The sequence below is a fragment of the Nocardia jiangxiensis NBRC 101359 genome (genome assembly GCF_000308615.1).
GTDB lineage: Bacteria > Actinomycetota > Actinomycetes > Mycobacteriales > Mycobacteriaceae > Nocardia > Nocardia jiangxiensis.
On record NZ_BAGB01000169.1, the window covers coordinates 1 to 13,205 of the forward strand.

General features: G+C 65.7%; 14 protein-coding genes. 10 read left to right on the top strand and 4 right to left on the bottom strand.

Translation table 11 applies throughout. From position 1 onward, the window contains the following. The 9 genes from ON40_RS52855 to ON40_RS42290 form a co-directional block, all read left to right on the top strand. A partial coding sequence (locus tag ON40_RS52855; RefSeq protein ID WP_245568246.1) for an enoyl-CoA hydratase-related protein occupies positions 1–122 on the top strand: 122 nt, incomplete at its 5' end. A 449-nt stretch (positions 123–571) separates the two neighbouring features. Further along, positions 572–1,309, top strand: coding sequence for a tyrosine-protein phosphatase (locus ON40_RS42255; RefSeq protein ID WP_040831351.1), 738 nt, complete (start codon positions 572–574; stop codon positions 1,307–1,309). A 14-nt stretch (positions 1,310–1,323) separates the two neighbouring features. Beyond that, positions 1,324–2,163, top strand: a complete 840-nt coding sequence (locus tag ON40_RS42260) for a metallophosphoesterase family protein (protein WP_040831354.1) — start codon at positions 1,324–1,326, stop codon at positions 2,161–2,163. Further along, the gene (locus tag ON40_RS42265) at positions 2,163–3,281 is read left to right on the top strand and encodes an ABC transporter ATP-binding protein (protein WP_040831355.1); all 1,119 of its coding nucleotides are present in this window, start codon (positions 2,163–2,165) and stop codon (positions 3,279–3,281) included. The genes ON40_RS42260 and ON40_RS42265 overlap by 1 nt, the downstream gene beginning before the upstream one ends. Positions 3,282–3,292: 11 nt before the next feature. Further along, positions 3,293–4,669, top strand: coding sequence for an ABC transporter substrate-binding protein (locus ON40_RS42270; RefSeq protein ID WP_040831356.1), 1,377 nt, complete (start codon positions 3,293–3,295; stop codon positions 4,667–4,669). Next, positions 4,666–5,652 (top strand): carbohydrate ABC transporter permease, encoded by a 987-nt coding sequence (locus ON40_RS42275; protein WP_040831357.1) that lies wholly within the window; start codon positions 4,666–4,668, stop codon positions 5,650–5,652. The genes ON40_RS42270 and ON40_RS42275 overlap by 4 nt, the downstream gene beginning before the upstream one ends. Further along, positions 5,642–6,490 (top strand): carbohydrate ABC transporter permease, encoded by an 849-nt coding sequence (locus ON40_RS42280; RefSeq protein WP_040831358.1) that lies wholly within the window; start codon positions 5,642–5,644, stop codon positions 6,488–6,490. The genes ON40_RS42275 and ON40_RS42280 overlap by 11 nt, the downstream gene beginning before the upstream one ends. Then, positions 6,487–7,248: a GntR family transcriptional regulator gene (locus ON40_RS42285; protein WP_051194454.1), complete on the top strand. Its 762-nt coding sequence runs from the start codon at positions 6,487–6,489 to the stop codon at positions 7,246–7,248. The genes ON40_RS42280 and ON40_RS42285 overlap by 4 nt, the downstream gene beginning before the upstream one ends. Positions 7,249–7,548: 300 nt before the next feature. Further along, positions 7,549–8,268 carry a DUF8020 domain-containing protein gene (locus tag ON40_RS42290; RefSeq protein ID WP_040831359.1) on the top strand — a complete coding sequence of 240 codons (720 nt, stop codon included), beginning with the start codon at positions 7,549–7,551 and terminating at the stop codon, positions 8,266–8,268. Positions 8,269–8,527: 259 nt separating this feature from the next. Here the strand turns inward: ON40_RS42290 and ON40_RS42295 are convergent, their stop codons facing one another. Both ON40_RS42295 and ON40_RS42300 read right to left on the bottom strand, forming a co-directional pair. Further along, on the bottom strand, positions 8,528–9,499 hold the full coding sequence (locus ON40_RS42295) for an alpha/beta fold hydrolase (RefSeq protein WP_040831360.1): 972 nt from the start codon (positions 9,497–9,499) through the stop codon (positions 8,528–8,530). Between the two features lie 34 nt (positions 9,500–9,533). Beyond that, positions 9,534–10,544 carry an amidohydrolase family protein gene (locus ON40_RS42300; RefSeq protein ID WP_040831361.1) on the bottom strand — a complete coding sequence of 337 codons (1,011 nt, stop codon included), beginning with the start codon at positions 10,542–10,544 and terminating at the stop codon, positions 9,534–9,536. A gap of 215 nt (positions 10,545–10,759) precedes the next feature. Here ON40_RS42300 and ON40_RS42305 point away from each other — a divergent pair, with 215 nt between their 5' ends. Then, positions 10,760–11,560: an IclR family transcriptional regulator gene (locus ON40_RS42305; RefSeq protein WP_040831364.1), complete on the top strand. Its 801-nt coding sequence runs from the start codon at positions 10,760–10,762 to the stop codon at positions 11,558–11,560. Positions 11,561–11,609: 49 nt separating this feature from the next. Here ON40_RS42305 and ON40_RS42310 read toward each other — a convergent pair whose 3' ends face one another. Together ON40_RS42310 and ON40_RS42315 are read right to left on the bottom strand one after the other, a co-directional pair. Further along, positions 11,610–12,674 (bottom strand): DODA-type extradiol aromatic ring-opening family dioxygenase, encoded by a 1,065-nt coding sequence (locus tag ON40_RS42310; RefSeq protein WP_085997888.1) that lies wholly within the window; start codon positions 12,672–12,674, stop codon positions 11,610–11,612. Beyond that, positions 12,671–12,925, bottom strand: a complete 255-nt coding sequence (locus ON40_RS42315; protein WP_040831365.1) for a hypothetical protein — start codon at positions 12,923–12,925, stop codon at positions 12,671–12,673. The genes ON40_RS42310 and ON40_RS42315 overlap by 4 nt, the downstream gene beginning before the upstream one ends. Positions 12,926–13,205: the final 280 nt, after the last annotated feature.

The following is a 13,205-nucleotide window of genomic DNA, read 5'->3' on the forward strand; positions in this document are numbered from 1 at the left end:
CCCTCGGTGAGGGCCTGCGATTCGAGCGGCGGGTGTTCCACTCGCTGTTCGCGACCGAAGATCAGACCGAAGGTATGACCGCCTTCGTCGAGAAGCGGGCCCCGGACTTCACCAACCGCTGACCCGGGTCTGGCACACAATGCCAATAGCCCTCCGCCGGGCTGAAAGCCAGTGCTGAGCATCCGCTACCCCTCTCCAAGGCTGCGGAGCTCGCACTGGCCTGCCCTGTTCAGCACCGCTCGCCCCCTCGGCTTTGCCAATCGAGACGACCGCGGTGACGCCGACGGGCAGGCACCGAGACCGATCACCGCAGCAAACCATCGACCGAGTGTGAAGCTTGCCGACCGTGCCTTCGCCCTTCGAGCGGGCCAGACCGGATTACCGAGAGCCTTCTGCGCCGTCAGCCCGCATCGGCCGGGCGGTCCACCTTCCCCCCTCGGTAATAAGACCAGTTCAGATCGGGTTTCCAGCTCTCAGGACGCCTCCCCATCGCGCCGCGGCCGAGTCTTTCGACATCTCGATGTCGGTGATCATTCACTCATTCAGCTCCCATTCCGACACTTTCATCTAGATGAATAGGGGCGTGACGCAATCAGCTCCGTGTCGTCGGCTATCCGTCGGCAACACATATAACCTTCGTGATATCGGCGACTACCAGGTGGCGGATGGTGCCCGGACCGGTTGGGGCCGCCTCTTCCGCTCCGACGCCGCCTGGTTCACCTCAGGTGCCGAACTCGCCGATCTGAGCCTGCGAACAGTGATCGATTTGCGCGACGACGCGGAGGCGGCGGCGCTGCCCACCGGTCTCGACGCGTTCGTCCCGAATGTCCTGCGCCGACCACTGGACCCTCGACCGCTGATGTCTACGGTGTCCGCGAACTCACCGGACCCGCTCGGTGAGCTCTACACAGCACTCATCCACGAGCGGGGCGCCGAACTCGCGACGATCGTCGCCGACCTGGCTCGCCCGGGTGCGCTGCCCGCTCTCGTGCACTGCGCTGCGGGTAAGGACCGCACAGGTGTGGTGATCGCACTGGTGCTCTCCGCCATCGGCGTGCCGGACGATGTCGTCACCACCGACTACGCGCTCACCGCCGACTATCTCACCGCCGAATTCTTTGCCGCGCTGCCCACCGAGTCCGGTGCCGCGGACCCTGCCGACGAGGCATTCCGTGGTGCCCGGCCCGAGTCCATGGCAGCGATGCTGCGCGTGCTCTCCGCCGAGTACGGCAGTGCCCGCGGCTTCCTCACCGGCTACGGCCTGCCGAACGAGGCCATTGACCATCTCCACTCCGCTCTCACCCACTGAACCGAGGATTCGCCATGAAGATCGTGCAGATTTCCGATACCCACCTGACCGCGTCGGGCGGTCCCACCACCGATGCATTCCGCCTTCTGGCGCAGCATCTCAACGAGGAGGTCCGACCCGACCTGGTGGTGCACTCCGGCGATATTCAGGTCCTGCATCCGGACGACGCCGCCGACCGCGCCCACGCGCGGGAGCTGCTCGACCTGATCAGCGCCCCACTCCTGGTGGTCCCGGGCAACCACGACATCGGCATGCCCGGTCTCAATGCGTGGGCCGGTCTCAGCGTGACCGATGACCGCGTTGCCGCGCACGAGACCGCGTTCGGCCCCGGCCACTGGCGCCACGACACCGAGGAGGCGATCCTGCTCGGCATAAACAGCGAGTTGCTGAGTTCCGGTCTGCAGCTCGAGGCCGACCAGTGGCGTTGGTGCGAGCGCACCCTGGAAAGCCTTCCCGCGGGTCGCCCGGTGCTGCTGTTCCTGCACAAGCCGCTGTGGTCGGTGACCGACGAGCCGGTCGATCATCAGGTCGACGTCGGGCCCGTCGCACGCGACCGGCTCCTCGGTCTGCTGCAGCGGATCGATCTGCGAGCGGTCGGATGCGGGCATCTGCACCGCTACCGAAAGGTGCAGCGGGGCAACACGATCGAAGTATGGGCACCCGCCACCGCATTCCTCGCTCCCGGCGAGGACAACCTTCCGGAAGCCCGTGAGGAGCTGGGCTACGTCGAGTACACCGTCGCCGGCAGCGAGGTCGGCGCCGAGTTCCGACTGGTTCCGGGGATGCCGCAGATCACCACCGATGACGTTCCCGCGATCGCCCAGGCGATCGAGGCCATGACGGCAGCGGTCTGATGGCCACCCTCGAACTCGACGGGATCGTCCGCCGTTTCGGCGACACCACCGCGGTCGCCGACGTCTCGCTGGCCACCGAGCGCAACGAGTTCCTCGTGCTGCTCGGCCCCAGTGGCTGCGGCAAGACCACCCTGCTGCGCATGATCGCCGGACTCCTCCCACCCAGCGAGGGCCGCATCCTGGTCGACGGGCGCGATGTCACCGCGCTGCCACCGCGGGAGCGCGATCTGGCGATGGTCTTCCAGAACTACGCCCTCTACCCGCACCTGACAGTCGAGCGGAACCTCGGCTTCGGGCTGAGCGTGCGAAAGACCGGCAAACAGGAGATCCGCCGGCGCGTCGACGAGGTCGCCGAGCTGCTCGACCTCGGCCATCTGCTGCGGCGGCGCCCGAAGGAACTGTCCGGCGGGCAGCGACAGCGGGTGGCGCTGGGGCGCGCAATGGTGCGCGAGCCGATGGCATTCCTGATGGACGAGCCGCTTTCCAACCTGGACGCGAAACTGCGGTCGAGCACCCGGACCCGGCTCATCTCGCTGCACCGCAGGCTGGACACCACCTTCGTCTACGTCACCCACGACCAGGTCGACGCGATGACCATGGCCACCAAAGTCGCCGTGCTGCACCAGGGGCGAGTCGAACAGGTCGGCACCCCTGTGGAGATCTACGACGAACCCGCGTCGTCGTTCGTGGCCGGGTTCATGGGTGCGCCGCCCATGAATCTGCTGCCCGCAGAACTCGGTACAGGGCCCGACCACCGGATCGTCCTGCGCGCCTCCGGGATCGAAGTCGAGTTGCCGTATCGCGCCGCGGCCGAACCTGGCGTGCGCGAGGTGCTACTGGGTGTGCGCCCCGAGCACCTGGTGCCCGTACCCGACGACCACGTCGGCCCTGTCCTGCGCGGGCGAGTCGATATCGTCGAGAACCTCGGCAACGAGGAGATCGCCCAGGTCGAGATCGGGGACCTGCGGGTGAGCGTCCGTGGCGCCAGACCGATTCATCTCGCGCCCGGAGAACTCACCGCCCTGACGATGCGTCCCGAGCACATCCACCTCTTCGCGCGGCAGAGCGGCCTGCGCCTGACTTGGGAGCCCGAACCGGCCCCCGCCCTCGCCTCCTGAAAGGGATCTCCATGAAGTTCCTTCGCGTCCTTCCCGTACTGACGGCCGCACTCGCTGTCACACTCTCCGGCTGTGCCGCAGTCCCCACCACCTCCGGCCAGGGGCCCGGCGCGGCAACCGCGGTCATCCCCGAATTGGCTCCCGGACAGAAGGTTTCGATCCGCTGGGAGAGTTACAACCTCTCGAGCGCCGGTATCTTCGGCGATACCACACGCAATCTGGTTGCCGAATTCGAGCGCCTGCACCCGAATATCCACGTCGACGCCGTGCCACCGCAGGGCGGGACGAACGAGATCGCGCAGAGTGTGCAGCGACAGGTCGTCGCCGGTCATCCGCCGGATGTCGCGCAGCTGACCTTCGCCGACCTCCGGTACACCGCCAGCGACCTCGGCGCGCAGCCGATCGACAAGCTCGTGGGTCGCGACGAGGTCCGGAAACTGTTCAACGACGGGCCGCACCCCTATGCGCCCCGGACCGCGGTGCTCGGCGACGTCAACGGCACCACGTACGGAATCCCGTACGTCTTCTCCACCCCCATGCTGTTCATCAACGACGACCTGTTCCGCAAGGCCGGCCTCGATCCGGCCAACCCGCCCAAGACCTGGGACGAGGTCGCCACGGACGCTGCCGCCATCGCGAAGGTCCCGGGCACCAGCGGCGGGTCCTACCTGGCCTGTCTCGACGGCCCCTCCGGTGGCGACTGGTGCCTGACCGGTATCGTCCGCTCCGCGGGCGGTCGGTTGCTCTCGCAGGACGGCAAGACCCTCCCTTGGACCGACCCCGAGACCGTGCAGGCGTTCGCCGGCGTGCAGAAGATCGCCCAAGCCGCGCCGAACGCACTGCCGAATCTGTCCGGCAACGACGCGCAAGACGCCTTCCTGCGCGGCAACCTCGGCATGCTGCTCACCTCAGCGGCCCTGCAGAACGCGATCCTCAAATCCTCCGCTGGCAAATGGCAGGCGTCGGCCGCACCCATGCCGGGCTTCGGCGCCACACCGGCCGTGCCTACCAACTCCGGATCGGCCCTGTTCATCATGACCGGGGACCCCGCCAAGCAACGCGCCGCCTGGGAGCTGATCAAGTTCCTGACCAGCGCCGAGAGCGAGACGACGATCACCTCGAACATCGGCTACGTTCCCTTGCGCGCCTCGCTGATCAACGACCCCGCCTACCTCCAAGGCTTCGCCGACGAGCACCCCGGCTTCGTCCGGCCCAACGTCGCGCAACTCGACCGGCTCGAGCCCTGGGTGTCCTATCCCGGACCGAACTATCAGCAGATCCGTACCCTGTTGAACAAGGCCACCGAGGAGATCGTGTTCCGCGGCGCGGACCCGAAGACGACCCTGTCCGCAGCGCAGACCAGCGCCCAAGCCCTCATGCCGAAATGACCGCCCTTCTCGACCGGCCGGCCCCTGGGCGCTTTGTGGAACCGGTTCCGGCGCCGCCGCGAGACAGCCCGCGTCCAGTTGCCCGCAGGCCGCTGCTGCGCCGGCTCACCAGCGGCGCGACGCCCTACCTGTACCTGGTGCCGGCCCTGGCCGGGTTGGTGGTATGGGTGTACTCGCCGCTCGTCCAGACCATCGAATTGTCGTTCTACGACTGGAATCTCGTGCCCACCTCGCCGGCCCGCCCGGCAGGCTGGTCGAACTACACCGAGGCATTCAACCTCCCGCAGCTGGGCCGCGCGACGGTGAACACGCTGGTGTACCTACTTGCGTTGCTGCCCTTCACCATCGTGATCCCGGTGGTGGTCGTACTCCTCTCACAACGCGTGCACGGCCGGGCCCGCGCCTTCTACCGGACGGCGATCTTCGCGCCGTATCTCATCGCGCCGGTGGTCACCGCCATCGTGTGGCGCTGGCTGCTCGACCCGAACGGCGGACTCGTCAACCAGATACTCGGACTGTTCGGGATCACACCGATCTCGTTCCTGCGCGACCCGAAATGGGCGATGTGGTCGATCGTGGTGATCGTCGGCTGGCAGCTGCTCGGCTTCGCCGTACTCGTCGTCTCCGCGGGCTTGTCCGGTATCTCCGACGACTACGCCGCCGCGGCCCGCACCGACGGAGCGACCGAACGCCAGATCACCCGGCGGATCACGCTACCGCTGCTGTCGCCGACGCTGCTGTTCATGGCCACCCTGACCGTCCTGGCCGCCGCGCAACTGATGTTCCCGATGATCCAAACCCTCACCCAGGGCGGGCCCGGCGACTCCACCACCAACCTCTACTACCTCCTCTACGACACCGCATTCGGCTCGTTCGACGTCGGCCTCGCCTCCGCCGCCAGCGTGCTGTTCTTCCTCGGCTTCGGGCTCATCGCCTGGGGCGCGGTGTGGCTGATGGACCGCTGGAGCTTCCATGACGACTGATCCGACCACCCAGCCCGCCACCGGGTTCCGCACCCGCCGATTCGAAGCGTTCGGCGGTCACCTGGTCCTGGCCGCGATCGCGGTGTTCGGTCTCGTGCCGATCATCTGGATGTACCTGACCGCACTGCGCCCGCGCGACGATGTGCTGGGGCAGACTGTGCTGCCCACCGGGATCAGCCTGGACAATCTGCGGGCCGCCGCCCATCTGCTGCCACTCGGCAGCCTGATCGGCAACACCGCACTCATGGCAGCCGGAGTCGCAGCCTGCCAGCTGTTCACCGCACTACTCGCCTCATACGCGTTCGGGCGCTGGCACTTTCGCGGCCAACGGGTACTGTTCCTGATCTTCGTGGCGACCTGGCTGGTCCCGTTCCAGGTCACCATGCTGCCCAACTACGTGCTGTTGTCGGACCTGGGCTGGCTGAACACCCTTACCGGTGTGATCGTTCCGCAGATCACCGCGCCGTTCGCGGTACTGCTGCTGCGTCAGCACATGCGCTCCTTCCCACGCGAGCTGCTCGACGCCGCCCGCATGGACGGTCGCTCCCACTGGAACACGCTCTGGACCGTGGTCGTGCCCTCGCTGCGCGGACCGCTTGCCGCACTGGCGATCCTGTTGTTCGTCACAGCGTGGAACGAGTATTTCTGGCCGTTGCTCGTGCTCTCCAAGCCGGACTCTGTCGTCCAGATCGGGCTCCGCAGTCTGATCACCGAAACCGGAACCGACTATGGTGCAATGATGGCCGCCGCCGGGGCTCTGTGCCTGCCCATCCTCGCCGTCTACATCCTGCTGCAGCGTCAAGTGGTCAACGCCTTCGTCCGGTCCGGGCTGAAATGACCGGCACGCGCAACGGCCGAGGGGGCCGTATCCCGGTCTACCGCCAGGTCGAAACCGAACTGCTCCGCCGAATCCGCGACCGCGAACTCCTGCCCGGCGAGCGGCTCCCGACCGAACCCGAACTCGCCGCGGAATGGGGAGTCAACCGCCTCACCATTCGACAGGCCGTCGCCGAGCTCGCTCGCGCCGGATACGTCACCGTGCGGCAAGGATCGGGCACCTATGTGGCCGAGCCGCCGATGGTGATCGACCTCGCCCTGCCCTCGATGCCGTCCACAGACGCCGACGCCGGCAGTACCGCAGCGATCGCCGAGACGGTCCAGCAGAACCAGACCGAGACCCTGATCGATCTCACTGACCGGGATACCGCGGGTGACGCCGCCGAAGCACTCGACGCAGACGGACCCTTCACCCGGATCGACACTCTGATCCACAACGGCAATCAGCCGTTCATGGTGGCCAGTTACTGGATCGAGACACGCCGGGTCCCGGGCTTCACCGCACAGGTCGCCGAGCGGGTTCCGATGTTCCAGATTCTGCAGCAGCGCTACGACCTCCGACTCCGGCACTCCTGGCGTTCACTCACCGCGACCGTCGCGAGCACCGAGGACGCGGCATTGCTGCAAGTACCTCCGGGTAGTCCGGTGATGCTCCGCTGCGGTGTGAATGTCGATGCTGATCGCGTGCCCACCATGTACCTGCGTCGCAGGCTTCGCGGCGACCGAATCCGATTCATGATGCGTTACAACACCGACTGACCCGCGAAGCGGCCAGCCCTTCACTTTCCCGCAGCACTCCCATCGGTCGGCGTACCGACCCTTATGGGTTCGGACCGGGGACCGCGGTGCATCCCGTAGCGCAGCGCCTGAATAGTCCGCTCGTATACCGGCGCTCCGATTGGTGCGCGCGAACGCACAGCCGGAACGAAGCCAGGAAACGGTTCGGCAGGAAGTTCTTCTGGCTCTGGTCTTCTCGCCCAAAAATGGCCGAGAAAGTTAAGAAAAGCAAGGTGAGGAACCATGAAATCAGCATCAGTGATCGCGAGTAGCAGCGACCGGATGTCCAAGTCGACGAAAGGAGCCCGAATTGCGGCGACCACGGTCCTGATATCGGCCGCTCTCGGCGTCACCGCCGCGACCGCCGGCGCCACGCCAGCGCCCAGCGGTACGGTCGACTACCGCGCCACGACGAATGCTCGATCCACGATCATCTCGACCGACGCGGGCTCCATGACGGCGGACAACGGGGTTTTCAAGATCAAAGCGGCGAACGGAACAGTTCTGGCCGGTACCGACCTGTCGTTCCGGGTGGATGACTTCGTGTTCCCGATTGCCGCACAGATCCACGACCACACTGCCACGCTGACACCCCAGTTCGACCTGGCACACGCAACATACAAACCCGTGGATCTGCCATACCAGGACTCCGCGCCTTGGAAAACTCTGTACGACCGTGAACAAGCCGCCTGGAATCGTATGGCCTCGACAGTGACAACGGGGGCTACAGTCGGCACCCTGGTCGGCGGGCTCACCGGTGGCGCGGTCGGATGCCTGCTCGGCGGGATCGCCGGCGCGACCGTCGCTGCCGCGACAATCGTCGGAATGTTCGGCCCGTTCATTCCGGCCGCCGCTGTCGGATGCCTGGGTGGAATCATCGCCGTGGGAGCGCTGGGCACTCTCGCGGGACAGCTTTTGGTGACCGCCCCGTTGGCGATCATGGGCGCAATCCAGTACTTCACGACCATCAACGCACCAATGCCCACCTCACCAGCGAAGTAACCCGCACACACCGGTCAACAGAGGCTGACGAACAACGGTCTCGCCCAAGCCGGTCGGTGAGGCCCGACGGGAGTGCGGACACACTCACCTCAGGCCACCGACCGGCCCCGGGGCAGTCGACAACCACCATAACCCAACTGTGCAGCATGCATACCGCTGTGACCTGAAAGGAACTGGGTGCAGGCCGCATCGAGCACCCGCCGCGCCGCCCGTTCGATCCTGTTGCCGCGCGAGGCCATTCCTCTTCGATATGCCGCGGCTAACCGCGCTTGACCAACGGCAGTTCGGGGCGCCGAGCGGACACTCCGGCCGCGTCGGCAAGCTCTCCGGAGATCGCCCCCGTGCCGAAGAATTCCGCGAAGATCGGGTTGAAGATGTCCGGCCGATCCGTTTGGCCTTGATGCCCGCAGTCATCGGGGTAGAAGAACTGCACATTCGGCAGGTGATCTTCCTGCAGATATCCCCATTCGACAGGCGTGAGAATGTCCTGACGCCCGTAGAGATAGATACCGGGTATATCGATCCGGTCCAGACGTCCCTTGGTGGCCAGGCGCGCCGCCCGATTCTGGTCCGACCATGGAACGATGTGACGGTACTGCAGCAGGGTCGGCCAGAACTGCGCATGCGCCTCCAGGCGCTCACTCGCCGACAGATAACGCATCTCGACCAGATCCGCGCTGACGGCGGTCTTGCGGTGGATGATGGCCTCCATCATCGAACGCATACCTTCGCGAGTCCCGTCGTAGGCGGTCATGTGGAACTGCCCCTTCGGCGGCGCGATGTCCTCCGGCACGACATCGCCCACGTCCCCGGCGATCAGCGCGAAGCTGATCACCCGGTCGGGCCGCGAGACCATGTAGTTGACGGTATTCATGCAACCCATGGAATTGCCCGCCAGATGGAATCGGTCCAGGCACAGGGCGTCGACGAACTGGCCGATGAAGTCGACGAAACTCTCCATTCCCTTCGGCCAGTACTCCTTTCGCACATCGGAGAGGCCGAACGCGGGCATGTCGGGGCAGTAGACCCGGAAGCCCAGCTCGGCGAGGTACGGCGCCATGAAGCGCCACCCGGCCAACCCGGATGATCCGGGTAGTCCACCGTGCAGCAGAACCACCGCGGGGCCGGTATCGCCGGATGTCATGTAGTGGGCGCGAGATCCGTCGGCCAGCCGAACCCAGCGACTCGCCATTCCGGGCACGTCGATCAAGTTCTCGTCGGTTAGAGGCACAAGACTCTCCTTCGGGTCGTGTTGTGTTGACATTTCAGAAATCACCGGCAATACCCAGGAACTCCAGGGCGTTGCGGACGAGGACGTCGGAGGCGACATCGCCTGGGAGAATTCCGGATTCGGTCGCGTTGTCGATGCTGCGCATCGACTTGTGCATCTGGTCCCGGAAGAAGGGGGCGTCACTTCCGAGCAGCAACCGATCCGGCCCGAATCGATGCAGCAGAAGCCGCAGATGCTCGTCATCGAAGACCAGTGTGTCGGCATAGAGCCGCCGCACGAGCGTGTCCGACACCGCCGGATCACCGGAGCCGAAAATGCTTGCGGCAGAACGCAAACGCGGATACACCCACGGGAATGCCCCGCATCCGTGCGCGAATGCCACGCGGATCCGTGGATACCGTTCCAGCACACCCCCGAACACGAGCGCTCCCGCGGCGATGGCGGTGTCGGTGAGCATCCCCAACCCGAGGTCGAAGGGCTGGCCGGCACGGCGAACAACGCCCTTTCCGCCGTGTACCGGATGCACGAATACCGCCGCCCCGGTGGTATCGCAGGCTTCCCACAGAGCGTCGAGTTCGGGTGCGTCCAGGTCACGATCCCCCACTCGCGTCCCGATCTCGATCCCGCGCAGCCCCAGGTCCAGGCATCGGCCGAGTTCCTCGACCGCGACGGACACATCGGCCAATGGCAGACACCCCAGCCCGATCAGCCGCCCGTCGGACCGGCCGCACACCGCCGCGATCGACTCGTTCACCCGGCCTGCATAGCGTGGATCCGCTCCCTCGGCGCATGCGTACTCCATCATGACGGGGACCGGTGAGATCACCTGGTGTGACAGGCCGGCGTCGTCCATCGCCCGCAGTCGCTCCGCAACGTCCCAGAGTTCGCTCGTGACTTCGCGAAACACAGTGTTACCGAGCATTATTCGGCCATGTTCGGCACTGTCGACAACCAGCGCCGGAGCGAGCGCATCAGGTCCGGAGCTCTGCGGCAGATCGACTCCGAAGTAGTGCGCATGGACGTCGATGGCCGTGGCGGGGCACATAGATTTTCCTCCGATCGGAGAGACGTCGGGCGAGGTCGCCGCTTCGGTGATGGACGCTAATTGCGGCTCGTTCTCGATGTGCGGACGGTTTCAGTGGCCGGAACTGGCACACTGGAGGTCCCACACCGCCCTGTGCGGTGCATCACAGCTCGATTGCTGATGTGACGTGTTTAGCTGTTCGTGCACGAGCAGCCCGGAGATGCTGGTGAATCGCGATGTATGAACAACTTTCCGATACCGATGAGCGTCCTACCTCGATCTTGTCGAAGGCCTTCGACGTCCTCGCGGTCTTCAATGCCGATCAGCGGGTGCTGACGCTCACCGAGATCGCACGTGCCAGTGGTCTGCCGAAATCGACGACCCATCGACTGCTGCGGCGGCTCATCTCCCTGGGTGTGCTCGAGCCGCACGGGGCCGGTTTCAAGATCGGGTTGTCGATGCGCCGGCTGGGCTCGGCCATGCCGATCGAGAGTCTGCGCGAGTCCGCGCTCCCGCATCTCGGTTCCCTGCACCGCTGGTCGCAGCGCCATGTGCATCTGGGGGGTCTGCGCGGTGATCGGGTGATCTTCGTGGAACGGTTCCTGGTTCCGGGGCGGGAACTGCCTTCGGCGAGCCCGGGCACGGACATACCGGCCCACGCCACCGCCCTGGGAAAGGCGATGCTGGCCTTCCTCACCCAGGACGAGCTGGACACCGTGCTAGCCAAGCCGATGACGCCGGTGACTGCGAAAACAGTGACCGATGCACGCGCGTTGTGTGCGGAACTGCACGACATTCGCTCACAGCGGTTCGCCGTGGCCATCGGCGAATCGCACTCGGACGTGAGCTGCGTGGCAGCGCCGATCCTGATCAAAGGCCGTGCTGTCAGCGCGATCTCGGTATCGATGACGGCCCAGGAGGGGGGCGTCGACCGCGCTCTCATCGACGCGGTCCGGGTCACCGCTGACCGGATCAGCCGCGACAATCAGCAAGTCCTCGCACAAGGACACGAGAGCTGGTTCCCGGCCATCGATTGACACCGGCAATGCCGGCGGTATCGAGCCCTGGCACCCGGGAAGATACCGCTCAGCCGCCGAACAGCGCGAACGGCTTGTTGGAGTTGAAGACATCCGTCGTGACCATCGTCGACCAGGTCCGCGCGAGCCCCAGCTCCTGCACCGCGCCGATCAAACAGAACCAGTTCAATATCTCGTGCTGCCCCGCCTCGACCACCGCACGACTCGTCGTCGCGGCCAGCTCGTCGTAACGCTCCTGCACCAGCAGCTGATAGAGGTGCTCGTCCGCGGCCGTATCGGGCCGGATGTGCCACAGCGAGTCGGCCAGAAACGCATGTGACCAGCTCGACGACGCAACGAACGCGACCTTGGAGTTCCCGTTCCTGAAATGCCGCGCTATAGCGCGACCTACCGCCACGCAGCGCGCCGGAGTGGGCCCCGACGGATCGAGTTGCTCGTCCCGGATGTCGGCGAAACGCGCCAACCCGCCTCGGCGCGCGATCGCGTGCCGGCCGTAGCAGTTCACTGTGATCGGCAGCAGCCGATACGGAAACTTCGCCCCCGCGTTGTCGTAGTCGAGGAACAGCTGCGTATTCAGAATCGCGTGCGGAAAATGGGCGCCCGCCCGTTTGCGATAGGAGTACGCCATGTCCACGCCGTCGTTGATGAGGCCGTCCGCGAGTTCGCGCGCCTGGGCCGCATCGCCGCGCAGGGTGATCTCGAAGTCGTCGGGTAAACCCCAGACATTCGGGCTCCCACGCTCGTTCATCACCTCGAACGCCGGTACCTGCAGATCGTCGTAGGCCAGTACGCAGAACGGCGGAATCACCTCTTCGCGGAAGTTCTCGTACTGGTCATCACCCCAGACCACGACGATGTCCGGGTCGAACGCATCCAGAGCCGCGCGGCATCTGCGCAGACCTTCGACAAGACCGGCCCGGTGTCCGGCTGCGGCGGCACGCCCCTGGTCCCGGCCCCACTCGGCGCGCATGGCCTCCGGCCAGTTCGCGGGATCTTTCTCGGTGTCCGGAATATCGGGATCGGTCAGGGTCCATCGGAGCAGCCCCGCCATATGCTCGTCAGTGCCTGCGAGCAGCGGATAGTGGGTCATGCCGACGCCGAGGAATTGGTTCACCGCAACAGCTTTCCGTGAGTGGGTCCGTGGTCCGCATCGGATGGTGCGGGACTGACGACGACGTTCGAGGAGCCGATGTTCTCCCACCGGACCCCGTCGTCGTCGGGCTCGTGTGGGAGGACCTCGATCGTCGTGAACGGCGTCCCATCGGGGTGATGGGTACCGATGATGATGTTGACGTCACAACCGACTGACCGGATGTGAAGGATCTTGTCGGGCCCATCGGGCGTGAGGTGATCGACGATGCGCATCCGCACTCCATGACAATGAGCTATGCGACGACCGGCTCAGCCGGCCCGCATCGCAGGTGGACAGGTAAGAATCACCGACGCTAGCCGCGCATCCTCCCGATCGAGTCGGTCGTTCCGCTGCCTGGAACCCACCCGAACGCCGCCGTCGCGCCCCAGTTCCATCCGCTGGAACCACACCCCCACAACCCTTTCCGGACTCATACCGTCGAGACACCGCTTGCTTGGCGCGTCTGAGCCGCACGGCCCGCAATCCTCAACGCACGGACCGCACATGCTGCCC